The 23,400-nt window shown below is 65.9% G+C and carries 25 protein-coding genes; 13 read left to right on the forward strand and 12 right to left on the reverse strand.

Annotation, left to right across the window (positions count from 1 at the left end; all coding sequences use genetic code 11):
* The first annotated feature begins 27 nt into the window (after positions 1–27).
* From ribB to VGN62_RS18120, 3 genes are read left to right on the forward strand one after another with little or no spacing between them, the layout of a single operon-like run.
* Positions 28–1,302, forward strand: a complete 1,275-nt coding sequence (gene ribB / locus VGN62_RS18110) for a 3,4-dihydroxy-2-butanone-4-phosphate synthase (protein WP_327456481.1) — start codon at positions 28–30, stop codon at positions 1,300–1,302.
* Positions 1,302–1,727, forward strand: a complete 426-nt coding sequence (gene ribH / locus VGN62_RS18115) for a 6,7-dimethyl-8-ribityllumazine synthase (RefSeq protein WP_327456483.1) — start codon at positions 1,302–1,304, stop codon at positions 1,725–1,727. Before ribB ends, ribH begins: the two co-directional genes overlap by 1 nt.
* Positions 1,720–2,340 carry a hypothetical protein gene (locus tag VGN62_RS18120; protein WP_327456485.1) on the forward strand — a complete coding sequence of 207 codons (621 nt, stop codon included), beginning with the start codon at positions 1,720–1,722 and terminating at the stop codon, positions 2,338–2,340. Before ribH ends, VGN62_RS18120 begins: the two co-directional genes overlap by 8 nt.
* A gap of 35 nt (positions 2,341–2,375) precedes the next feature.
* Here VGN62_RS18120 and VGN62_RS18125 read toward each other — a convergent pair whose 3' ends face one another.
* The gene (locus VGN62_RS18125) at positions 2,376–3,461 is read right to left on the reverse strand and encodes an alkene reductase (RefSeq protein WP_327456487.1); all 1,086 of its coding nucleotides are present in this window, start codon (positions 3,459–3,461) and stop codon (positions 2,376–2,378) included.
* 114 nt (positions 3,462–3,575) lie between these two features.
* Here VGN62_RS18125 and VGN62_RS18130 point away from each other — a divergent pair, with 114 nt between their 5' ends.
* Genes VGN62_RS18130 through VGN62_RS18155 form a run of 6 tightly spaced genes read left to right on the forward strand, consistent with a single transcriptional unit; the run spans position 3,576 to position 8,382 of the window.
* Positions 3,576–4,487, forward strand: a complete 912-nt coding sequence (locus VGN62_RS18130) for a DMT family transporter (protein ID WP_327456489.1) — start codon at positions 3,576–3,578, stop codon at positions 4,485–4,487.
* Positions 4,488–4,492: 5 nt separating this feature from the next.
* Entirely contained in the window at positions 4,493–5,158 is a 666-nt protein-coding gene (locus VGN62_RS18135; protein WP_327456491.1) for a COQ9 family protein, read from the forward strand.
* Between the two features lie 57 nt (positions 5,159–5,215).
* Positions 5,216–5,476, forward strand: a complete 261-nt coding sequence (locus VGN62_RS18140; RefSeq protein WP_327456493.1) for a FeoA family protein — start codon at positions 5,216–5,218, stop codon at positions 5,474–5,476.
* Complete coding sequence (feoB, locus tag VGN62_RS18145) at positions 5,473–7,335, forward strand: ferrous iron transporter B (protein WP_327456495.1); 1,863 nt, start codon at positions 5,473–5,475, stop codon at positions 7,333–7,335. Before VGN62_RS18140 ends, feoB begins: the two co-directional genes overlap by 4 nt.
* A gap of 32 nt (positions 7,336–7,367) precedes the next feature.
* Positions 7,368–7,898 carry a single-stranded DNA-binding protein gene (gene ssb, locus VGN62_RS18150; protein WP_327456497.1) on the forward strand — a complete coding sequence of 177 codons (531 nt, stop codon included), beginning with the start codon at positions 7,368–7,370 and terminating at the stop codon, positions 7,896–7,898.
* 16 nt (positions 7,899–7,914) lie between these two features.
* Entirely contained in the window at positions 7,915–8,382 is a 468-nt protein-coding gene (locus VGN62_RS18155) for an MmcB family DNA repair protein (RefSeq protein WP_327456499.1), read from the forward strand.
* On the opposite strand, the gene VGN62_RS18160 is transcribed toward VGN62_RS18155, so the two are convergent.
* The 5 genes from VGN62_RS18160 to VGN62_RS18180 form a co-directional block, all read right to left on the reverse strand.
* Positions 8,379–9,008 carry a riboflavin synthase gene (locus tag VGN62_RS18160; protein ID WP_327456501.1) on the reverse strand — a complete coding sequence of 210 codons (630 nt, stop codon included), beginning with the start codon at positions 9,006–9,008 and terminating at the stop codon, positions 8,379–8,381. The two genes, VGN62_RS18155 and VGN62_RS18160, sit on opposite strands and share 4 nt — an antisense overlap.
* A gap of 9 nt (positions 9,009–9,017) precedes the next feature.
* Complete coding sequence (gene ribD / locus VGN62_RS18165; protein WP_327457023.1) at positions 9,018–9,962, reverse strand: bifunctional diaminohydroxyphosphoribosylaminopyrimidine deaminase/5-amino-6-(5-phosphoribosylamino)uracil reductase RibD; 945 nt, start codon at positions 9,960–9,962, stop codon at positions 9,018–9,020.
* Between the two features lie 34 nt (positions 9,963–9,996).
* Positions 9,997–10,458, reverse strand: a complete 462-nt coding sequence (locus tag VGN62_RS18170; RefSeq protein WP_327456503.1) for a hypothetical protein — start codon at positions 10,456–10,458, stop codon at positions 9,997–9,999.
* Between the two features lie 299 nt (positions 10,459–10,757).
* Complete coding sequence (locus tag VGN62_RS18175; RefSeq protein WP_327456505.1) at positions 10,758–11,219, reverse strand: thioesterase family protein; 462 nt, start codon at positions 11,217–11,219, stop codon at positions 10,758–10,760.
* Between the two features lie 7 nt (positions 11,220–11,226).
* The gene (locus VGN62_RS18180; protein ID WP_327456507.1) at positions 11,227–13,065 is read right to left on the reverse strand and encodes an aminopeptidase P family protein; all 1,839 of its coding nucleotides are present in this window, start codon (positions 13,063–13,065) and stop codon (positions 11,227–11,229) included.
* Between the two features lie 83 nt (positions 13,066–13,148).
* On the opposite strand from VGN62_RS18180, the gene VGN62_RS18185 reads away from it, so the two are divergent.
* The 3 genes from VGN62_RS18185 to VGN62_RS18195 all read left to right on the forward strand — a co-directional run bounded on the left by VGN62_RS18185 (position 13,149) and on the right by VGN62_RS18195 (position 16,839).
* Positions 13,149–15,299 (forward strand): S9 family peptidase, encoded by a 2,151-nt coding sequence (locus tag VGN62_RS18185; RefSeq protein ID WP_414713305.1) that lies wholly within the window; start codon positions 13,149–13,151, stop codon positions 15,297–15,299.
* Positions 15,300–15,397: 98 nt separating this feature from the next.
* Positions 15,398–15,859 (forward strand): helix-turn-helix domain-containing protein, encoded by a 462-nt coding sequence (locus tag VGN62_RS18190; protein WP_327456509.1) that lies wholly within the window; start codon positions 15,398–15,400, stop codon positions 15,857–15,859.
* Positions 15,856–16,839: a S41 family peptidase gene (locus tag VGN62_RS18195; RefSeq protein ID WP_327456511.1), complete on the forward strand. Its 984-nt coding sequence runs from the start codon at positions 15,856–15,858 to the stop codon at positions 16,837–16,839. Before VGN62_RS18190 ends, VGN62_RS18195 begins: the two co-directional genes overlap by 4 nt.
* Here the strand turns inward: VGN62_RS18195 and VGN62_RS18200 are convergent.
* From VGN62_RS18200 to VGN62_RS18225, 6 genes are all read right to left on the reverse strand, one after another.
* Positions 16,827–17,435 (reverse strand): HAD family phosphatase, encoded by a 609-nt coding sequence (locus VGN62_RS18200; RefSeq protein WP_327456513.1) that lies wholly within the window; start codon positions 17,433–17,435, stop codon positions 16,827–16,829. The two genes, VGN62_RS18195 and VGN62_RS18200, sit on opposite strands and share 13 nt — an antisense overlap.
* Before the next feature lie 97 nt (positions 17,436–17,532).
* Positions 17,533–17,658, reverse strand: a complete 126-nt coding sequence (gene ykgO / locus VGN62_RS18205; RefSeq protein WP_003046794.1) for a type B 50S ribosomal protein L36 — start codon at positions 17,656–17,658, stop codon at positions 17,533–17,535.
* Between the two features lie 92 nt (positions 17,659–17,750).
* The gene (gene rpoN / locus VGN62_RS18210) at positions 17,751–19,217 is read right to left on the reverse strand and encodes an RNA polymerase factor sigma-54 (RefSeq protein WP_327456516.1); all 1,467 of its coding nucleotides are present in this window, start codon (positions 19,215–19,217) and stop codon (positions 17,751–17,753) included.
* Positions 19,218–19,232: 15 nt separating this feature from the next.
* Positions 19,233–20,048, reverse strand: coding sequence for an LPS export ABC transporter ATP-binding protein (gene lptB, locus VGN62_RS18215; RefSeq protein ID WP_327456518.1), 816 nt, complete (start codon positions 20,046–20,048; stop codon positions 19,233–19,235).
* A gap of 111 nt (positions 20,049–20,159) precedes the next feature.
* Positions 20,160–21,542: a phosphoglucomutase/phosphomannomutase PgmG gene (pgmG, locus tag VGN62_RS18220; protein WP_327456520.1), complete on the reverse strand. Its 1,383-nt coding sequence runs from the start codon at positions 21,540–21,542 to the stop codon at positions 20,160–20,162.
* Between the two features lie 27 nt (positions 21,543–21,569).
* On the reverse strand, positions 21,570–22,391 hold the full coding sequence (locus VGN62_RS18225; protein ID WP_327456522.1) for a division plane positioning ATPase MipZ: 822 nt from the start codon (positions 22,389–22,391) through the stop codon (positions 21,570–21,572).
* Between the two features lie 87 nt (positions 22,392–22,478).
* On the opposite strand from VGN62_RS18225, the gene panC reads away from it, so the two are divergent.
* A complete protein-coding gene (gene panC, locus VGN62_RS18230; RefSeq protein WP_327456524.1) occupies positions 22,479–23,318 on the forward strand; it encodes a pantoate--beta-alanine ligase in 840 nt (279 codons plus the stop codon).
* Positions 23,319–23,400: the final 82 nt, after the last annotated feature.

Below are 23,400 nucleotides of genomic sequence, written 5' to 3' on the forward strand. Positions count from 1 at the left end.
CACATTTCAGTGTGAGACATGATCTGCATGTCAACACAGCTCATCGATCGCATCCGATCCATCGTCGACGACGGAAGCATGTCGCGCTCGGGCCTCGCCCGCGCCGCGGGCCTCCACGCCAATAGCCTGCGCGACCTCGATTCGCCCGGCTGGAACCCCACCGCCGAGACGCTCCGCAAGCTCGAAAACTGGCTCGCGAACGGCAGCGAGCTGTCGCCGATGGCGACGCCCGAAGAGATTATCGCCGAGGCGCGCAACGGCCGCATGTTCATCCTCGTCGACGACGAGGATCGCGAGAATGAAGGCGACCTCGTCATTCCCGCGCAGATGGCGACCCCCGACGCGATCAATTTCATGGTCACCCACGGCCGCGGCCTCGTCTGCCTGACGCTGACCAAAGCGCGCGTCGACACGCTCGGGCTCGAACTGATGAGCCGCAACAACGGCACGCGGCACGAAACCGCCTTCACCACCTCGATCGAAGCGCGCGAAGGCGTCACCACGGGCATTTCGGCGGGCGACCGCGCGCGAACCGTCGCGGTCGCGATCGACGCGGGAAAGAGCCGCGACGATATCGTCACCCCGGGGCATATCTTCCCGCTGATCGCGCGCGACGGCGGCGTGCTCGTGCGCGCCGGCCATACCGAGGCTTCGGTCGATATCGCGCGGCTCGCGGGGCTTAATCCCTCGGGCGTGATCTGCGAGATCATGAACGACGACGGCACGATGGCGCGGCTCGACGACCTCATTCCCTTCGCGCGGCGCCACGGGCTGAAGATCGGCACGATCGCCGACCTGATCGCCTATCGCAACCGTACCGACCGGCTGGTCGAATGCGTGTCCGACGAACCGTTCGAATCGGATTATGGCGGCGACTGGCGCCTCAAATCCTATCGCAACAAGGTCGACGGCAGCGTCAATCTGGTCCTGCAGAAGGGACCGGTCGATCCCGACGGCGTGACCTTGGTGCGGATGCACGCGGTTTCGCTTTTCGACGACATCATGGGCCGCCCGGGCCCCAAGAAGCGCCGCCTCCAGCGTTCGATGGACGCGATCGGCGAGGCCGGCGCGGGCGTGATCGTCATGCTGATGCGTCCGCTCCCCGGTTCGGCCGATGCCGACGCGCTCCCGCCGCCGAGCGGCGGGATGGACCTTCGCACTTATGGTATCGGCGCGCAGATCCTCGCCGACCTCGGCGTCCATGCGATGGAACTGCTCACGCCCACCCACAGCAATATCGTCGGGCTCGAAGGCTATGGCCTGTCGGTTGTCGGCGAACGCCCCATTCCCGGAGAAGCCTGATGGCGCATGTCCTGATCGTCGAAGCCCGCTTTTATTCGCACCTCAACGACATGCTGCTCGACGGCGTGCGCAGCGCGCTCGAGGCCGAAGGGCATAGCCACGAGACGGTGACCGTACCCGGCGCGCTCGAGGTTCCCGCGGCGATCTCGCTCGCCGCCGACAGCGGCCGCTACGACGCCTATGTCGCGCTCGGCGTCGTGATCCGCGGCGAAACCTATCATTTCGAAGTCGTGTCGAACGAAAGCGCGCGCGGCATCATGGCGCTGACGCTCGACGGACTCGCGATCGGCAACGGCATCCTCACCGTCGAGGATGAGGAACAGGCGCTTGCGCGCGCCGACAAGACGCGCAAGGATAAGGGCGGCGAAGCGGCGAAGGCCGCGCTCGCCATGCTCGCGCTCAAGGAACAATTCGGCATTGGTTGATCGCCCACCTCCCAGCCGCTTTTCCGTCGTCGAACGCGGCGGGCGGCTGGTGGTGATCGACAAGGAAACCGGCCAGACCCCGCCGACCGCCGCCGAGCGGATGGACATGCACGATCGCAAGATGGGGGTTGAACCGATCCGGCCGGCGGCGCGGCACACGCCGCCCGAACCCGCCGCCGACATCGCCGCGGCAGCTGCGGCGCCTCAGCGCAATCCGCCGCGCCCGCCGAACGACCGGATGGCGGCCGCCGTCGCCGAACTCAACCGCAAGCGGCCCTGGCAGGAAAGCCCGCGAAGCGCGGCCCAACCGCAACCCGCGCGCCATCCCCCGCGCCCCCAGCCGCAAGCGGGCGGCCGAAAGACGATCGTCACGGGGAAATGGTGGGACAGCAAGGGCCCCCGCACGATCGAATTGGGACCCAAGGGTCAGAGCGAATTGACCGGCGGCTTCATGGCGCTGGTCTTCGGGCTCGTCATCGCGGCGATCTTCGCCTTCTTCGTCGAGCCGTTGCTGCTCTTCGTCGGCGCCTTCGTCCTGTTCCGCTTCGGCGGCAATTTTCTGGCGCCCGTCGGCGCCCGTATCATCGACAAGGCGATCGCCGAAAGGGGCTGACCCGGACGGCACACACCGCCCGGGCCATCCTTCACCTACGCCGTAACCAGCGCGGGATAGTCGGTGTAGCCCACCGGACCCGGCGAATACCAGGTCTGCGGATTGTCCGCCGCCCATTCGGCGCCGTTCCGGATCCGCTCGACCAGGTCGGGATTGCCGATGAAGGGGCGGCCGAAGGCGATCGCGTCGGCGGTGCCGCTCGCGATTGCCGCTTCGGCGAGCGCGACGTCATAGTCGCTGTTGAGGATCAGCGGCCCCTTGAACGCGGCACGGATCGACGGCGACTGCTTCGGAACGTCGGTGCGCCCGAAGGTTCCGTCGGGGCCCGGTTCGCGCAATTCGAGGAAAGCGATGCCGAGCGCGTCGAGCGCCGCCGCGGCAATCGGGAACAGGCGTTCGGGGGCGCTGTCGTCGACCCCCTGCGTGTCGCCGTTGGGCGACAGGCGCACCGACACGCGGTCGGCACCCCACACGCTGATCAACGCTTCGGTCACTTCGCGGAGCAAGCGGATGCGGTTCTCGACCGGGCCGCCATAATCATCATCGCGCAGGTTGCTGTTGTCGCGCAGGAACTGGTCGATCAGATAGCCATTCGCGCCGTGGAGCTGCACACCGTCGAAACCGGCCCGCTTCGCATTTTCGGCCGCCTTCACATAATCGGCGATCACGCGCGGGATTTCGCCGAGTTCGAGCGGACGTGCGACCTCATAATCCATCCGGCCGACGGGGGTGTGCGCCTTGCCGGGCGCCTGCGTCGCCGACGCCGAAACGGGCGGCTTGCCGTCGTTGAACACCGAATGGACGACGCGGCCCATGTGCCAGAGCTGCGCGACGATGCGCCCGCCGGTTTCGTGCACCGCGTCGGTCACGGGCTTCCAGCCTTCGACCTGCGCATCGGTCCACAGCCCGGGCGCGCTGGGCCAGCCAAGGCCTTCCTGCGAAATTCCCGTGGCTTCGGAGATGATCAGCCCCGCCGAGGCGCGCTGGCGGTAATAGTCGCGCGCAAGCTCGTTCGGCACGAAACCCGGCCCGGCGCGGCCGCGCGTCAGCGGCGCCATGATGATGCGGTTCGGCGCCTCGATGGCGCCCAATTTGATCGGATCGAACAGGGATAGAGTCATCTTTCCTCCACGTCGCACTTTCTTCGCGACGGCCCCATCGGTCGTCGCTATGGCCCGCGAAGCTATGGACGCCGCGGCGCCGGCACAATGGTTAAGTATCAAAAGAAAATCTAAATGACAGCGAAGATGGACAGCATCGACAGCGATTCGGCCGCCGGCGCAGGCGCCGGGCGCTGGGCATTCGCCGCGCTGCTGGGTGGCAATATCGCGCTGTCGCTCGGCGCGATGCTCGTCCGCATGGCCGATACCGGCCCCACCGCCTCGGCCTTCTGGCGGATGACGCTCGCGCTGCCGCTGCTCCTGATCTTCGCATGGCGCGAGACGGGTGGGCGGATGCCGCCGCGCCCTGCACTGGCCGTCGCGGCGGCCGCGGGCATCTTCTTCGCACTCGACCTCGTCGCGTGGCACCTCGGCATCCTCCAGACCAAAGTCGCCAACGCGACCCTGTTCGGCAATTGCGCCAGCCTGCTGCTCGTCCTCTGGACGATCTTCCTGACCCGCTCGCTACCGCGCGGCTGGCAGGCCGCCGCAATCCTGCTCGCCTTCGCCGGATCGGCGCTGCTGATGGGGCAAAGCTATGAATTGTCACCCGACTATCTCGTTGGCGACCTGCTGAGCGTGCTCGCGGGCGTGCTCTACACGGGTTATGTCATCCTGATGCAGCGCGTGCGCGGCGAGCTTGGCCCATGGGCCGCGCTCGCCATCGCTTCGGCGGTGTGCGTCCCCATCCTGCTCGGCACCGCGCTCGCGCTCGGCGAGACCGTGATGCCGCACGACTGGACCCCGCTGATCCTGCTCGCGCTGTTGAGCCAGGTCGTCGGTCAGGGGCTGATGATCTGGTCGCTGCCGCGCTTTTCGCCGCTGGTGATCGGGCTGACCTTGCTGATCCAGCCCGCCTTCGCTGCGTTCACCGGGTGGATCGGCTTCGGCGAGACGCTGTCGGCGATCGATATTGTCGGCGGGCTGATGGTCGGCGCAGCGCTCGTCCTGATAAGGTTGCCGAGCCGCCGCGCGGCGCCTATCTGAAGACCATGGCTTCCATCCTGCCCGCCGACCCGACGCTCGACGAGATTCGCGCCGCCCTCGCTCCGCTGATTGCCGCGTCGGCGGCATTCGACGGCTTCAGCCCCGCGGCGCTCGATGACGCCGCGCGCCGCGCCGCGGTCGACCCCGATGTCGCGCGCCTCGCCTTTCCCGGCGGCGGACGCGACATGGTCGACGCGTGGTTCGCCGATATCGATGCCGAAATGGAACGGCGCTGGCCCGCCGAAAAGCTCGCGACGCTCAAAATCCGCGAGCGCATCACCACGCTCGTCGAAACGCGCATCGCGCTGCTCGCACCGAACCGCGAATCGCTGCGCCGCGCGCTCGCGCTGCTCGCGCTGCCGACCAACGCACCGCACGCCGCGAAGCTCGGCTGGCGCGCCGCCGACCATATGTGGCGGCTCGCGGGCGACACCGCGACCGACTATAATCATTACAGCAAGCGCGCGATCCTCGGCGCCGTCTATGGTTCGACGATGGCGGTGTTCCTGAACGACGAGAGCGAGGGTTTCGCCGATACACGCGCCTTCCTCGCGCGCCGCATCGATCAGGTGATGCGCTTCGAAAGCTGGAAGCATCGCCGCGCGTCGCGCAGCATCGAACGGCCCAGCCTCGCCCGCTTCGTCGGGCGGCTGCGTTATCCGGGGCGGTAATCATAAATTACAAAGGAGGGGTGGCGCTCCCTTGCTGTTATTGATAATCGCTCGCAAATGACTGCTTTGCTCGAAAATCTGCTCGATCGGGCGCCGCTCGGCGTGATGGTGCGAATTGCCCGCATCGACTGGACCGCGATGTCCGAAGACGAGGGCCGCCGCCTGCGCGAATTCGGCCTGATGGAAGGGTGCGAAGTCACCCCGCTCCATCGCGGCAGCATTTTCTCGCGCGATCCGCTCGCACTGACCGTCGGCCGCATGAAGGTGATCATCCGCGCGCGGCAGGCCGCGGCGATCACCGTCGAGCCCGCGGCATGACCGGCGCCGTCCCCTCGATCGCGCTCGTCGGCAATCCGAACGCAGGCAAATCGAGCCTGTTCAACGCGCTGACCGGCGCGCGACAGAAAATCGCCAATTACCCGGGCGTCACCGTCGAGCGGAAGGCGGGGCATGCGAGCTTTGCCGACGGCCGCCCGATCTCGCTGATCGACCTTCCCGGCACCTACAGCCTGACCCCCGCGAGCCTCGACGAGGCGGTGACACGCGACGTCGTGCTCGGCAAACAGGACGGCGAGAAGCGCCCCGACGCGCTGATCGTTGTGCTCGACGCCGCGAACCTCGACAATCACCTCAGCTTCGCGCTCGAATTGCTCGCGCTGAATCTGCCCACCGTGGTCGCGCTCAACATGGTCGATCTCGCGGCACGCGACGGGCTGACGCTCGACGCCGAACGCCTGTCGAAGGAGCTCGGCGTTCCCGTCGTCCCCACCGTCGCCGTGCGCAAGCGCGGGATGGCCGAGCTGCTCGCCGCGGTCGATGACGCGATCCGGTCGCACGGCGCGGGCGAAATCGCTGCGCCCGCCGAAGCGAACGACGCGTCGCTGCACAAGCGGGCGCGGACGATCGCGCGCGCCGCCATCCTCAGCGAAACGCCGGTGCGCCGCTGGACGCAGCGCGTCGATAATGTCGTGCTGCATCCGGTCGCCGGCATGATCATCCTGCTCGCGCTGATGTTCGTGATGTTCCAGGCGGTCTATGCCGCCGCCGAGGCACCTGCCGACTTCCTCGAAGGCGGGATCGGCGTGATCCAGCAATGGGTCGTCGCCACCTTCCCCGACAATTTCCTGCGCGGGCTCGTCGTCGAAGGCCTGCTCGCGGGGGTTGGCGCGGTGGTCGTCTTCCTGCCGCAGATCCTGATCCTCTTCCTCTTCATCCTGCTTCTGGAAGCGTCGGGCTATATGACGCGCGCCGCCTTCCTGATGGACGGGCTGATGGGCAAGGTCGGCCTGTCGGGACGCGGTTTCATCCCGTTGCTGTCGAGCTTTGCCTGCGCGGTCCCCGGGATCATGGCGACGCGCGCGATCCCCGACGAAAAGGACCGGCTGACGACGATATTGATCGCGCCGCTGATGACCTGCTCGGCGCGGCTTCCCGTCTACGCGCTGATCATCGCAGCCTTCATCCCCAACACCAATGTCGGCGGAACCCCGGTCGGACTGCAGGGGCTCGTGCTCTTCGGCCTCTATCTGTCGGGGATCGTAGGCGCGCTCGTCGTCGCCTATGTCCTGCGCCGCACGGTGGCGAAGGGCGCCGGCGCGGGCTTCATGATGGAAATGCCGCGATACCAGATGCCGCGCTGGCGCGACATCGCGATCGGCCTGTGGCAGCGCGCGTGGATCTTCCTGCGCCGCGCGGGCACGATCATCGCGATGACCACCGTTGTCCTCTGGCTGCTGCTGACCTTCCCGCAGGCACCCGAGGGCGAAAGCCAGGTCGAATATAGCGTCGCCGGCCGCATCGCGAGCGGGCTGGAAGTCGTCGTCAAACCGATCGGCTTCAACCACGACATCGCGCTCGCGCTGATCCCCGCAATGGCGGCGCGCGAAGTTGCGGTGTCGGCGATGGCGACCGCGAACGCGATCGACGCGGGCGACGACGAAGAGGCGATGGCTCAGTCGCTGGGCGAACGACTGCAGGGCAAGTGGAGCCTTGCCACCGCGCTCGCTTTCCTCGCCTGGTTCGTCTTCGCTCCGCAGTGTATTTCGACGATCGCGATCACAAGGCGCGAGACCAATGGATGGAAATGGCCCATGTTCATGGTTGGCTATTTGTTCCTGCTCGCCTATGCCGCTGCCGGAATCACTTACTGGACAGCCGTCGCCTTTGGACTAGGCTGATCCTCCACATTTTCTAGCGGAGCGGAGCGGCAATGGCTGGCAGCGTCAACAAGGTAATTTTGATCGGCAACCTCGGCGCCGACCCCGAAATCAAGTCGTTCCAGAACGGCGGCAAGATCGCGAATCTCCGCATCGCGACGTCCGAACAGTGGAAGGACCGGATGACCGGCGAGCGCAAGGAGCGCACCGAATGGCACCAGGTCGTGATCAACGGCGAGGGGCTGGTCGGGGTGGTCGAACGCTTCCTGAAAAAGGGCAGCAAAGTCTATATCGAAGGCAGCCTCCGCACCCGCAAGTGGCAGGACCGCGACGGCAATGACCGCTACACGACCGAGGTCGTGATCGCGGGCATGGGCGGCACGCTGACCATGCTCGACGGCGCCCCGGGCGGCGGTGGCGGCGGTTCGCGCGGCGGCGGTGACGATTGGAGTGGCGGTTCGTCGGGCGGCGGCTGGAACCAGGGCGGTGGCGGCTCGTCGGGCGGCGGCTTCGGCGGCGGCAGCTCGGGCGGCGGTGGCCGTCCGCCCTTCGACGACGATCTGGACGACGACGTCCCGTTCTGAGGACGGACTTTAAGCGATGACGGATATGATCACCGCCGCGGATGTCGCGCGCGGCGTGTGCCGGCTGTTCGCGCAGCAAGGGCTGGTCGCTATCCCCGAAGTGCCGCTGCCCAACGGGCGGCGCACCGACCTCACTGCGATCGACGCCAGGGGCAATATCACCATCGTCGAGATCAAGGTCAGCCGCGCCGACCTCCACGGCGACGGCAAATGGCCCGACTATTGCGACTGGTGCGACCGCTTCTATTGGGCGCTGGCGTCAGGCCTCGACCCTGCGATCCTCGAAACCGAGGGCTATCGCCGCGAGACATCGGGGCTGATCGTCGCCGACCGCTATGGCGCGGCGGTGGTGCGCGAGGCCGCAAGCTGCAACCTCGCCCCCGCACGCCGCAAGGCCGAGCTGCTGCGCATCGGGCGGCTCGCAATGCGGCGGTCGATGATCGCCGCCGACCCCGAACTGGCGGCCGGCTGGCTGGAGGGTTAGGCGCTCCGCGCCTGCATCCGCGCGAGATAGCGCGCGAGGATATCGATCTCGAGATTGACGGGGCGGTTCGCGGCAGCTTCGTCGAGCGTCGTCATCTCCTGCGTGTGCGGGATGATGTTGAGCGTAAAATGCGCCTCGCCATTCGGCTGGTCGGTCACCTCGTTCACCGTCAGCGAGACGCCGTCGACGGTGATCGAGCCTTTCGGCGCGATATGCGGGGCGAGCGATGCGGGCGCCGCGACGGTGACCGTCACGCTGTCGCCGGCGGGTTCGACCGACACGATGCGGCCGATGTCGTCGACATGGCCGGTGACGATATGCCCGCCCAGCTCGTCGCCGATCTTCAGCGCGCGTTCGAGGTTGAGCCGGCGTCCCTGGTCCCACATGCCGGGCGCGGTGCGCGCCAGCGTTTCGCCGCTCGCGTCGATCGCGAACCAACCCGCGGGGCCGTTGCTCCCCTCGTACACACCCTTGTCGACGACCGTCAGGCAGGCGCCCGAGCAGGCGATCGACGCGCCGATGTCGACGGTGCCGACATCATAGGCGGTGTCGATGACGAGCCGCGTGTCGCCGCGATCCTCGCGGCTGCGAATGGTGCCAATGTCGGTGATGATGCCGGTGAACATGGAGTCCTCTTATCCTTCTCTGACGCGCTCGTAGACGTCAAGCCGGTCGCTGCCAAGCAGGCGGCTGTCGGAAAGGCGCCAACGACCGTGCGCCTGCGCGAGGTCGGCGAGGCCGATGTCGCCGAGCGCGGGCCGGCCGCCGCCGATCAGGATAGGTGCGCGATAAAGCAGAAGCCGGTCGACGCCGTCGGCGGCGAGGAACGCCGATGCCGCACCCGCGCCGCCCTCGACCAGCACCGAATCGACGTCGTCGATAGCGTCGGGCGAGGCGACCGCGGTCCATCCGTCGGGCGCGGTGCCCGACGTCAGCACCAGTTTCTTCGGGCTGCGATCCTCCAGCCCCGGCAGCCGCACATCGAGCTTCGGAGCATCGGCGTCGAGCGTCCCGCGTCCGACGAGGATCGCCTGATGCTGCGCGCGCTCGAGATGCCCGTGCGCGCGCGCACGGTCGCCGGTGATCCAACGGCTCGTCCCGTCGGCCATCGCGATCGCGCCGTCGAGCGAGGTCGCGAGCTTGAGGGTAACGAACGGCCGTCCCTCCGTATGCCGCGTCCACCACGGCGCCATCGCGGCGCGCGCTTCGGCGGGAAGGACATTGAAGACGACCTCGATCCCCGCGGCCTGCAACCGCGCGATTCCCTTGCCATCGGTGCGCGGGTCGGGGTCCTGCGCCGCGATCACGACGCGCGCGATACCTGCAGCGATCAGTGCATCGCTGCACGCCGGTCCACGCGCGCTGGCGTGGGCGCAGGGTTCGAGCGTGACATACGCGGTCGCACCGCGCGCCGCGTCGCCCGCCGCCGCGAGCGCCATCGCTTCGGCATGCGGACGCCCGCCCGCCTGCGTCCAGCCGCGCGCGACGACCGTGCCTTGGCTGACGATCAGGCAGCCGACATTGGGGTTGGGCGCCGAGCCGGGCCGGCCGCGCCGCGACAGCGCGATGGCGGCCGCCATCCAGTCGGCGTCGGCGGGCCCCCGCTGCATTGGGTCAGTCTGCGGCTTTGGGTTGCGCGCCGCGCGCCGCGCGTTCGGCGAGCGTCGAGCGCACCTGCACCGGCGCGGGCTTCTTTTTCGCCTCAGCCGCGGCTTCGTCGCCTAGCGTTTCGCGGGTCACCTTGTCGGCCTCCGTCGAATCATATTCGATGCCGAGGCTGTCGGCGAAGCGCTGATATTCGGCGCGCTTCTGCGCGTTGTGCAGCGTCGTTTCCTTCGCGCGCGCGACCCAGTCGGCGCGGATTTCCTCGGCGCTGCGGTTCGCGGTCCAGTTTTCGAAATAGATGATCTGTTCCTTCGGCTTTTCATACGGGATCAGATATTTCTCGACCCCGGTGAAAATCAGCCAGGTCAGCGCGAGCGCGACGCCCCAGATCGCCCAGCGATGCGGTCGCGGTTCGCGGATATAGGACCAGAAATCGGACAGGCCGCCGCCGACATCCATATTGTTGAACATTCCCATCGGCGCAATTTAGGCGATGTCGCGGCAATTTGCGAGGGGCTGCAACGTGCGCGGACGATTGCGCCGGACGATCGCTGATAACGTTCTCGATTGCAAAAAATGCAATAGCAGATGCTCTTTTCGCAGTTGCAACATTCATTGTGCAGTGCAATATCACACTTGCCTTTTAGGCATCCTCTCCCAAAACTTTCACGGGCCACCTTCGGGTGGCCCTTTTTTTTGGCCTTTTTCGGCTCAAAACCTGACTTTTTTGGTCGAGAAATACGATCCGGTTCGAATCAGGGGTGGGCGAATCAGCCCTGAACCGGGGTGCGCGTTTCGAATCGCCGCACCTCGGCGATGAAGCTTCCGGGTAGCGACGTCGGTTGTCCGCTATCGCTGTCGATATGCGCATAGCTGATCTCGATGTCGGTCAGCCGCTCATTCCCGCGAAAAATCCCGCAATGAAGCGTGAAGCTCGTCCGGCCGAAGGCGCTGATCCGCGCTGCGATCGTGATCAGTTCGTCGAGCCGCGCCGGCGCATGATAGTCGATCTCGCAATGCGTTTCGCGAATATCTGTACCATATTGGTGAAAATAGGGCCCGGGCTGCCCTTCGCCGAGCGCGCGGAAATATTCGGTGACGCCGATATCCGCGTAGACCAGATAATTGGCGTTGAAGACGATATTCTGCCCGTCGATCTCGTTGAAGCGGACGCGGACGCGTTCCTGCACCCGGAAATCGGCGAGCGGCACGTCGCTGCGGGTCGCAGTCATGGCAGCGTCAGGCGGCAAGCGCGGCGGGCGTACGGTCGAGCGGCGCGCACGCCGCCGCAAGCCATTCGCGCTCCTCGCCCTCTGTCCCGGCCGACAGTTTCGCGAACACCTCGGCATGATAGGCGTCGAGCCAGTCGGCCTCAGCCCCCGACAGCAGCGCGACGTCGACGAGATTCTGCGCGATCGGCGCGAAGGTGATCGTCTCGAACCCCAGCATATCCTCCTCGGCGCCGGCGATGCTCTGCGGCACGACGATCACCAGATTTTCGATGCGGATGCCGAAGCTGCCCGCCTTGTAATAGCCGGGCTCGTTCGAAAGGATCATGCCCGCGTGGAGCGGCTCCTCGGTTCCCGCTTGCCCGCCCGACGGCTTGGCGATGCGCTGCGGCCCCTCGTGCACCGCGAGATAGGTGCCGACGCCGTGCCCGGTGCCATGCGCATAATCGACCCCGTCGGCCCACAGATATTGGCGCGCAAGGATGTCGAGCTGGCTGCCGCGCGTCCCCTTCGGGAAGCGCGCGGTCGCGAGCGCGATATGGCCCTTCAGTACCTGCGTGAAGCGTCGGCGCATCTCGGCGGTCGGCGTGCCGATCGCGATCGTGCGCGTGATGTCGGTCGTGCCGTCGGCATATTGCCCGCCCGAATCGACGAGGTAGAGCGTGCCGGTCTCGATCGCGCGGTTCGTCGTTTCGTCGACTTTGTAATGCGGCAAAGCGCCGTTCGGCCCGGCGGCCGAGATGGTATCGAACGACAGGTCCTTGAGCGCGCCATTCTCGTCGCGGAACGCGCGCAGCTTCGCCGCCGCGCCAAGCTCGTCGAGGCAGCCCTCGGGCGCGACCTCTTCCATCCATTTGAGGAAGCGCGACACCGCGACGCCATCGCGAACATGCGCGGCGCGCGTGCCGTCGAGTTCGGTCGCATTCTTGATCGCCTTGGGGAGCACCGCGGGGTCGCGCCAGCGCGCGATCGCGGCCCCCGCGCCTTCGAGCGCGGTAAAGATCGCAGCGACTGCGCGGTCGGGGTCGACCGCCACCTTCTTGTCCTTGAGATCGGCAAGCGCCGCCTCGAACGCGTCGCGGTCGTGGATCCGCACGCTGTTGCCCAGATGCGAACGCACCGCGTCGGTCACCTTCTCGGGCGCGATGAACAGGTCGGCGGTCGCGTCGGCGTGGAGCAGTGCGAAGGCGAGCCCCACCGGCGTATGGCTGACGTCGGTGCCGCGGATATTGAAGGTCCAGGCGATCGAATCGAGCGCGGTCATCACCGTCGTGTCGAGTCCCTTCGCCTTCAGCCAGTCGGCAATAATCTCGCGCTTCTCGACCGCGCCCTGCCCGGCGAGCGCGGCATCGTGGACCGTCACCACCGCGGCGCTCGGCGCGGGCTGGTCGTCCCACGCCGCGTCGATCGGGTTCGTGTCGACCGCGACAAGGCGCGCGCCCTTCGCCGCCAGCGCCTTATCGAGGCCGCGCGCCCAGTCGATGCCGTGGAGCCAGGGATCGTAACCGACCTTCTGCCCCGCGCTGACATTCGCGCCGAGCCATTCGGCGACGCTCGACTGCGGCACGCCGACATAGTCGAAGAGCGACCCGTCGACCTGATCGCGCACCTGCACCGTATAGCGCCCGTCGACGAACACCGCCGCCTTTTCGGGCAGCACCGCCGCGGTCCCCGCCGATCCGCCAAAGCCCGTCAGCCACGCCATGCGCTGCGCATAGTCGCCGACATATTCGCTCATATGTTCGTCGCTGATCGGCACGACGAAACCGTCGAGACCGCGCGCGGCGAGTTCGGCACGGACGCGGGCGAGGCGCTCTGCATAAACAGTTGCGGGGACGGGGCTGGACATGGTCGCTTCCTTGTTCCTACATCGCGGACGATCCCGCCCATAGGGGCGACACCGCGGGGGATTTTGTGATGCGCGCTATTTGGATGTTTCTGGCGGCAATTGCCACCCCGCTTGTCGTATCGCCCCCACTGCTCGCCCAAGAGAAAGACCCAGCATTGACCAGCACCACCCCGGCCCTGCCCGCCGCCCCCGTCGCGGAAAAGCGTCCGCACGAAATGACGCTGCACGGCAAGACGCTCTCCGACCCCTATCACTGGCTGAAGGACGAGAGCTATCCGACGATCGATGACAAGGATGTGCTCGATTATGTGAAGGCCGAAAATGCGTATTTCGACGCGGCGATGAAGCCGCACGCCGCGCTCGTCGAAACCCTGTTTCAGGAGATGAAGGGCCGGATCAAGGAAGCCGATTCGAGTGTACCGCAGAAGGACGGCGACTGGATCTACTGGGTCGAATATGAGGAAGGCGCCGAATATAAGAAATGGTATCGGAAGCCGGCGTCAGGCTCCGGCGATGCGGTCCTGATCCTCGACGAAGTCGCGATGGCCGCGGGCAAGGATTATTTCCGCCTCGCCGAAGTGTCTGTCAGCCCGAACGGCAAGCTGATGGCCTATTCGTTCGACGACAATGGCTCCGAGCGGTTCGAAGCGCGCATCCGCAATCTCGAAACGGGCGAACTGCTGCCCGATACGATCCCCGGCACGCTCTCGTCGCTCGTCTGGACGTCGGGCAACGACGCGATCCTCTATGGCCTCGCGAACGAGAATTGGCGCACCGACAATGTCCGGCTGCACAAGCTCGGACGTCCCGTGTCCGAGGACAAATTGCTCTACAAGGAAGCCGACATCGGTTTCGGGGTGGGGATCGGCAAGACGGCGGCCGACAATTATATCGTCATCGCGACGGGCGATAACGAGACGAGCGAGGTCTATCTCCTCCCCGCCGACAATCCCGAAGCGAAGATGCAGCTCGTATCGGCGCGCAAAAAGGGCCGCGAATATAGCGTCGATGAGCGCGACGGGACGCTTTATGTCTACACCAACGACGAGCATCCGAATTTCCGCGTCGCGACCGCGAGCGTCAAGAAGCCCGACGAGTGGAAAACCCTCATCCCCGGATCGGACGGAAGCTACATCACCGGCCTCTCGGTCTTCCGCGACTATTTCGTGCTCGAAACGCGCGAAAAGGGCGTCGATCAGGTCGATATACGCAAATATGACGCCCCGCTGACCCCCGGCCGGATCCAATTCCCCGAAGCCACCTATGTCGCAGGGCTTGGCGACAATCCCGAATATCATCAGGACAAGCTGCGCCTCGATTATGAATCGATGGTCACCCCCGACACCGTGTTCGATTACGACCTCACAAGCGGAAAGCTCGAAACGCTCAAGGTGCAGGAGATTCCGTCTGGTTATAATCATGACGACTATGTCACCGAATTGGTAAACATGCCGTCGCGCGACGGCACCCCGGTTCCGGTGTCGCTCGTCTATAAAAAGGGCATGCCGCGCGACGGCAGCGCGCCGATGCACCTCTATGTCTATGGCTCTTACGGCTACCGCGTCCCGCCGGGCTTTTCGACGACGCGTTTGAGCCTCGTCGATCGCGGCATGATCTATGCGATCGCGCATGTCCGCGGCGGCGACGACCTCGGTCGCGCCTGGTATCTCGCGGGCAAGACGACCGAGCGCAAGAACACGTTCAACGACTTCATCGACGTCGCCAAGGGTCTGATCGCCGCCAAATATACAAGCGCAGGCAAGATCTCGATCGAGGGCCGCTCGGCGGGCGGTCAGGTGATGGGCGCGGTCTATAACCAGGCGCCCGAACTGTGGGGCGCGGTGCTCGCGGGCGTGCCCTTCGTCGACGTGATCAACACAATGGTCGACGAAACGCTACCGCTGACCCCCGGCGAATGGCCCGAATGGGGCAATCCGATCACCGACAAGGCGGCGTTCGACTATATGCTGAGCTACAGCCCCTACGACAATGTGGCCGCCAAAGCCTATCCGCCGATGCTCGTATCGGCCGGGCTCAACGACCCGCGCGTGACCTATTGGGAACCCGCCAAGTGGGTCGCAAAGCTCCGCGCGACGCGGACCAATGATGCGACCTTGCTGCTGCGTACCAACATGGGCGCGGGCCACGCCGGCAAGTCGGGCCGCTGGGGCGCGCTGCGCGAGGACGCCGAGGAGTTCGCCTTCGTGCTGACGCAGCTCGGAGTGGAAAAGTAGCCGCAATTACCCGCATCGACGACTGATCGCCGGGGCGCGGGCATGCTGCGGGCCTTCACGGGTTGCTTCGGCGGCAGGATATATATAAGCGCTTATATATGGACTATCGATCGGGACTGGGAACACGGTTGCGCCTGCTGGTGGCGGCGCTCGACGACGCTGTCGAGCAGGCCTATCGTGACGCCGGACTGAATTTCCGGCCGCGCTTCTACCCCTATTTCCGGCTGCTCATGGCCTGCGAGTCGGCGTCGGTCGGCGAATGCGTCGCCGCGCTCGGTTTCACGCAGCCGGCCGCCACCCAGACGCTGCAGACGATGGTGCGCGAAGGCTTGATCGAACCGGTGTCCGGCCGCGACAGACGCGAGCGCCGTTTTGCGCTCACGACCCCGGCGCGCGCCATGATCCCCGATCTCGAAGCGGCATGGGCCGCAACGGCCGGCGCCGCGCGCGCCCTCGATGCGGCGCTCCCGCAGCCTTTGGGCGCGACGGTCGATGCCGCCCTCGAACAACTCGAACGCCAATCATTTGGTGATCTCATCAGGAAGGAACGCGCGCGATGATACGTGCCCTGCTTTTGCTGGCGCTCGCTTGCCTCGCGCTGCCCGCCGCGGCGCAACCGATCAGCGCCGCCGACCGCAGGCAGACGGTAGACGAAATAGCCCGGCTGCTTCAGGCACGCTATGTCGATGCCGACAAGGGGCAGCGGATGGCCGCCGAGTTGCATCGGGCGAAGGCGAAATGGAGGGACATCGCCGACGGCCCCGCCTTCGCTAAAGCGCTGACCGGCTGGCTACGGCAGGCTTCGGGCGACGGGCATTTCGCAGTCGATTACAGCGCCAGCCCGATCCCCGCCGACGGCGGCGACAAGGCCTTCCTCGACGCGGAGATCGAGCGTTATTATGGCGCGCACGTCAATCATGGCGTGCAGAAGATCGAACGTCTCGACGGCAATATCATGCTGATCGACCTTCGCGTCTTCCCGCCCCCGGCGCTCGGCGGCGATGTCATTGCCGCGATGATGACCGTCGCGGCGCAGGGCGACGCGCTGATCATCGACCTGCGCAAGAATGGCGGCGGTATGGAAACGGTCGACACGATCGTCAGCCAGCTCGTCCCCACGGGGTCGCCGCTCAGCGGCAGTTTCGACCGCCCGAGCGGCAAGACGACGGCCCGTGTCTCGCCTGCGCCGCCCGACGGTCGCCGGTTCGGCGACACGAAGCCCGTCTATATCCTGACCAGCAAGCGCACCTTCTCGGCGGCCGAGGCGCTCACTTACGATCTTCAGGCCCTGAAACGCGCGACGATCGTCGGCGAAGTCACGGGGGGCGGGGCCAACCCGTTCGAATATCGCCGCGTGCACGCGCATTTCGCCCTGAGCCTGCCCGAGAAACGGTCGGTCAACCCGATCACCGGAACCAACTGGCAGGATGTCGGGGTCCAGCCCGACGTTGCGGTCCCCGCGGACCAGGCGCTCGCAACCGCGCTATCGCTCGCGAAGGAGGCGCTCGCCAAAACGCCCGTCGGCGATCAGGGCAAATAGCCACGCGCGACGAGGTCGCGCTCCAGCTCCGTCGCGCCGCGAAAATGATGCCCCGCAATGCCCACCGATTCGCCGCCCGCGACATTCGCCGCAACATCGTCGATGAACAGAGCCCCTGCGGGGTCGATGCCGAATCGTTCGATCGCAAGGGCGTAGATCGCAGGATCGGGCTTCATCAGCTTCTCGGTCCCCGACACGATAATATCGCGGAAGCGGTCGAAGACCGACTGGGTAGGGCGGAAGCCTTCCCAGAATTCATGCCCGAAATTGGTGATCGCGAAGACCGGCACGCCCGCATTGTCGAGCCGTTCGACGAGTTCGAGGCTGCCCGGCATCGGACCGGGGATCGTCTCGTTGAAGCGCGTCGCATAGGCGTCGATCAGTGGCGCATGATCGGGAAATTCGGCTTTCCGTTCGGGCACCATCTCGGCGAGCGGACGGCCCGCATCGTGCTGGAAATGCCACCCCGGCGTGACGACGTTGGTCACGAACCACTCAAGCTCGTCCTTGTCGGCGATCAGCTTGGCGAACAGATAGCGCAGGTCCCAGTCGAAGAGGACGCGGCCGACGTCGAAGATCACGCTCCGGCGAATCATAACTGCTCCAGACACGCGAAAGCGCCGCCGGAAGCATCCGACGGCGTAACGCTATTCACCAAAAGCAAACGGGGCAATCCTGCCCCGCGCAGGGGCATTAGCCCTGGCGCGCCTTGAAGCGGCGGTTGGTCTTGTTGATCACATAGGTGCGGCCACGGCGGCGGATAACGCGGTTATCCCGGTGACGGTCCTTCAGCGACTTCAGGCTGTTGCGAATCTTCATGATCTGTGTCCGTAAATCTTGGCGTTGCTACGCGAAGCGGCGCAACTATGGGGAAGCGGCCGAAAAGTCAACCGCTCTGCAGCCATATTTCGTCACCCGGCCAGCGCTTTCTGCCGCCGCCTTTGCACTGACGAGCCATATCCCATCGCCTCGCGATATTTGACGACGGTGCGCCGCGCGATGTCGTGCCCCTCGGCCGAAAGTTTCTGCGCGATGGTCTCGTCGGACAGGATCGCCTTCGCATCCTCGCCCTCGATCATCGCCTTGATCCGGCTCTTCACCGCCTCGGCCGACACCGCACCATCGCCTTCGGTCGCCGAAATGCCGCTCGAGAAGAAATATTTGAGCTCGAACAACCCGCGCGGGCAGCTCAGATATTTGTTGCTGGTGACGCGGCTGACGGTCGATTCGTGCATGCCGATCGCCTCGGCGACCTGGCGCAAGGTCAGCGGGCGCATATGCGCGACGCCGTGGAGGAAAAAGCCTTCCTGCTGCTTGACGATTTCGCTCGCGACCTTGACGATCGTGCGCTGGCGCTGATCGAGCGCACGTACCAGCCAGTTGGCGCCCGCGAGCTGCTCGGACAGCCACGCCTTGCTCTTCGCCGCGGCGCCCTGCGCCAGCTCGGCATAATAGCGGCGATTGACGAGCAGCCGCGGCAAGGTGCCGCTGTTGATCTCGACCGCCCAGCCTTTCGTCGTCTGGCGGATATAGAGGTCGGGAACGACCGCCTGCGCGCCGCCACCGCCGAATTTCAACCCGGGCCTCGGGTCATAGCCGCGCAGCTCGCGAATCATGTCGGCGAGATCCTCGTCGTCGACCCCGCAGATGCGCTTGAGCTGCGGAAAGGCGCCTTTCGCGACAAGGTCGAGGTGCGCGATCATCGTCGCCATGGCGGGGTCGTAACGATCGGCCTCGCGCGCCTGGATCGCGATACATTCGGCGAGGTCACGCGCACCGACCCCCGACGGGTCGAAGCACTGGATGGCGGCGAGGATTTCCTCGACCAGCGCGAGCGGCACCCCGAGCTGCGCCGCGAGCTCCGCAAGGTCGGCGCGCAGATACCCTGTCTCGTCGATCAGCGCGACAAGCTGCCCCGCGACAATCGCCTCGATCCCGCCGAACCGCTCGCCGACCTGCGCGAGCAGATGGTCGTGGAGTGTGCCCTCGGCTTCCGCAAAGCTGTCGAAATCGATGTCCTCGCCCGATCCCGACAGCCCGACATTGTCGCTGGCACTATCGTGGTGGAAGCTGTCGGCTGCCAAGTCGACGTCGAGATCGTTCGCGGTGCCGCTGTCCGAAGACAGCGCCTGATCGGCGTCGAGCGACGCGGCTTCGGTCGGCGACACGTCGCCGCCGGGCGTGAATTCGGGATCGCCCGCGCTTCCGTCGCTGTCCGCCGCGGCGGCATCGAGCAGCGGGTTGCCCTCGAGCGCCTCGGCCAGATAGGCTTCGAGTTCGAGGTTCGACAACGCCAGCAGCTTGATCGCTTGCTGAAGCTGCGGCGTCATCACCAGCGATTGCGACTGGCGGAGATCGAGGCGCGGACCCAACGCCATCAGCGGCTCACATCGTCACAAGGAGAAACCCTCGCCGAGATAGAGGCGGCGCACCTCGGGGTCGGCGACGAGTTCGGCCGGCGAGCCGGCAAGCAGCACCTTGCCGTCATAGATGATGCACGCGCGGTCGACGAGGTCGAGCGTTTCGCGCACATTATGGTCGGTGATCAGCACGCCGATGCCGCGCGTCTTCAGATCGGCGACGAGGTCGCGAATGTCGCTGATCGACAGCGGGTCGATGCCCGCAAAGGGTTCGTCGAGCAGCATGATCGACGGGTTGGCGGCGAGCGCGCGCGCGATTTCGGCGCGGCGCCGTTCGCCGCCCGACAGCGCCATCGCCGCCGACGAACGAAGCCGCGTCAGCCCGAATTCGTCGAGCAATTCCTCCAGCCGCCGCTCGCGCGACACCTTGTCGGGCTCGCTGAGTTCAAGCACCGCGCTGATATTCTGTTCGACGGTCATGCCGCGAAAAATCGAGGTTTCCTGCGGCAGGTAACCGAGGCCGAGGATCGCGCGGCGGTACATCGGCAGCGCGGTGATGTCGGCGCCGTCGAGCATGATGCGCCCGGCATCGGGCTTCACCAGCCCCATGATCGAATAGAAGCAGGTCGTCTTGCCCGCGCCGTTCGGGCCGAGCAGGCCGACGACCTCGCCCTTGCCGACCGACAGCGACACGTCGGACAGGACGACGCGCTTGTCATAGCTTTTGGCGATCGAAATCACCGCGAGGCCGTTGCCGGCGGCGGCCTCCTCGCGGACATGCGCCTTATGCTCGGTGACGCCATGATCGCCCTCGGTCATCGTGCCCGCAGTGGATTCGTCATCGGTCATAGGTCGGTCGGTTCCGTTTCTAGCGCACGAGCGGCGTTACCCCAGCGACGCGGCGAACGTCAATCTGGCAAGATTTTTGCAGGGCAACGAAAGCGGCGCAGGCAGCGGCGCTTAATGCCCCGCCTGCGGTCCGCGCACGATCCCCGACAGGGCGAGCTGTTCGTCGATCGCGGCGAGCAGGCGCGCCAGCGCCGCCTCGTCCTTCGCCTCCGCGCGCGCGACGAGCACGTCCTGCGTGTTCGACGCGCGCAGCAGCCACCAGCCGTCGTCGGTCAGCACGCGCGCACCGTCGGTGCGGTCGACCTGTGCACCCGATTCGGCAAGCCGGTCGAGAACTTCGTCCACAATGGCGAACTTGCGCACCTCGTCGACCTGAAAACGCAATTCGGGCGTGTTGACCATCGGCGCCATATCCCCGCGAAGCTGCGTGACGCTCTGCCCGAGTTTCGTCGCCGCCTCGATCAGCCGCACCGCGGCATAAGGCGCGTCGTCATAGCCATAATAGCGATCGGCGAAAAAGATGTGCCCGCTCATCTCGCCCGCGAGCGGGCTGCCGGTTTCCTTCATCTTCGCCTTGATCAGGCTGTGCCCGGTCTTCCACATCAGCGGCTTGCCGCCGAGCTCGGCGACGCGATCAAACAGCGCCTGACTCGCCTTCACATCGGCGATCACCGTCGCGCCCGGCAAATCCCGCAGCGCCGCGGCGGCATAGATTTGCAGGAGCTGGTCGCCCCAGATCACGCGCCCCTGCCCGTCGATCGCGCCGATGCGGTCGCCGTCTCCATCGAAAGCGACGCCGAAATCGAGGCTCTTCTCGGCGACGAGCTTCCGGAGGTCCGCCAGATTCTTTTCCTCGGTGGGATCGGGATGGTGGTTCGGGAAATGGCCGTCGATATCGGTGAAAAGAAGATGATGCTCGCCCGGCAGGCGCGCGGTCAGTTTCTCGATGACGGTACCCGCGGCGCCGTTTCCGGCGTCCCAGCCGATGCGGAACGCCCCGCCCGCGAAACCTTCGACCAGCCGGTCGACATAGGCGTCGACGATATCGATGCTCTCCGCCGTGCCTTCGCCGCTTTCCCAGTCGCCGACGGCGGCCATTTCGCCGATCCGCTGAATGTCGGCGCCGAAGAAGGGACGCCCCTGAAACACCATCTTGAAACCATTATAGTCGGGGGGATTGTGGCTGCCGGTTATCTGTATGCCGCCGTCCACATCCTCGGTTGACGCGGCATAATAGAGCATCGGCGTCGGCCCCAGCCCGACGTTCAGCGCGTCGATGCCCGCGGCATTGATCCCGGCGATCAGCGCGTCGGCGAGCATCGGCGACGACAGCCGCCCGTCGTAACCGACTGCGATGCGCTTGCCCCCCGCGCGGCGGATCAGCGTCGCAAAGCTGCGTCCGATCGCGTTGGCGTCGGCCGCCGACAGCGTGTCGCCGACAACGCCGCGAATGTCATATTCGCGCAGCATGGTGGGGTGGAAAGCGTGAGTCATGGTAGGTCCTTTGGGGAAGCAGCAGCGTCAGGCAGCGGCGAACAGGTCGCCGTCGGGATGGAACCGCTCGCGCGCGGGAAGGTTCAGTCCCCCCATCGCTTCGCGCAATTCCTGCCGCGCGACGACATGGCCGATACCCATGCCGCCGAGATGCGCCTTGTCGAGCAGGGTGAGGCCCGCCGGGAACAGCTCGCGATAGATGACGCGCTCGCCAAGTCCGGGGATGACGCGGAAACCCACGCGGCGCGACAATTGGGTCAGCGCTTCGCCGACGCGGCGCATATTGTGCGCATCGACATGCTGGAGGCGGTTCCTGAGGATGATCCAGTCGATCGTCCGCCCGTCGGTCTTGGCGCGCGTCTTGCGCGTGTCCCAGATCAGCTCCGAATAGAAGCTGGGGCGGGTGACCTGGAATGTTTCGGGATCGACCTGCCCGATCAGGTCGAAATCGATGAAGCTGTCGTTGATCGGGGTGACAAGCGTGTCGGCGCTCGTCGCCAGATGACGCGCAAAGACATCGTCGCGCCCCGGGGTGTCGGCGATCAGATAGTCGGCGTCTTCGGAGAGCCGCGCGACCTGCTCGTCGAGTTCCTCGATCGTCGTACCCTCGAACACCTCGAAGCGCGGCGTCGGCAGCGTGATGTCGCGGCGCTTTTCGGTATTCTGGCGATTTTCGAGATAGCGGTGGAAGGTACGCTGGCGCGGGTCGAGATCGATCCCGGCGACGCGCCACCCCTGACTGGCGAGTGCGACCGCGAAATGCACGGCGCAGGTCGATTTGCCCGTCCCGCCCTTTTCATTGGCAAAGATGATGCGGTGCGGTGCGGGCTTCGTCGCGAGGTTAGTCATGGGGCGTTGCGATTTTCCTGTTTGCGCGGCATGGGCGGCCGGCGCGCGAAGTGATATAGTCGCGCCAATATCGGAGGGCGATCGGGCGTGCAAATCATCCGTGACATCGCGATGCTGCACCGTGCCGTTACGGCACTGAAGCAGGGCGGCAAGAGCGTAGCCTTGGTCCCGACAATGGGGTCGCTGCACGACGGCCATCTCTCGCTCGTCCGCATGGCAAAACGCGTCGCCGACCATGCCGTCGTGTCGATCTTCGTCAATCCGACGCAATTCGGCCCGAATGAGGATTTCGACGCCTATCCGCGCGACGAGGCGCGCGATGCGGCAATGCTGGTCGAGGAAGGCACCAGCCTGCTGTGGGCGCCCGATGTCCGCACCATGTACCCCGGCGGCCACAGCACGCATATCGAGGTCGCCGAACTCGGCGCCGATTATTGCGGCGCCGCGCGCCCCGGCCATTTCGACGGTGTCGCCACCGTCGTCGCGAAACTGTTCAACCAGGTCCGCCCCGACGTCGCGATCTTCGGCGAAAAGGACTGGCAGCAGCTCGCGATCATCCGCCGCATGGCGCGCGACCTCGATTTCGCGATCGACATCCTGGGCGCGCCGATCGCGCGTGATGCCGACGGCCTCGCGCTGTCTTCCCGCAACGCCTATCTTTCGACCGACCAGCGCGCGGCGGCGACCGCCTTTCCGCGCGCGCTGAACGCTGCGGCGAGAGCGATCGCGGGCGGCAGCGACGTCGCCGGGGCGCTCGTCAAAGCCGAAGCGGCGATCGTCGCGGGAGGCTTTGACAGCGTCGATTATGTCGCGCTCGCCGATGCCGACAGCCTCGAACGATTAGGCGATTTTCGCGCCCCCGCGCGCCTACTGGCGGCCGCGCGGATCGGGAAAACACGGCTGATCGACAATTTGCCGGTCGGCTGATTGACCGAAAAATCCTAGGATTTCTGGGGCGCTCGCACGATATCCACAAAAAACTGCGATCGTCGTTAACGCTTTGTTGACC

The organism is Sphingopyxis sp., assembly GCF_035998905.1.
Lineage (GTDB): Bacteria > Pseudomonadota > Alphaproteobacteria > Sphingomonadales > Sphingomonadaceae > Sphingopyxis.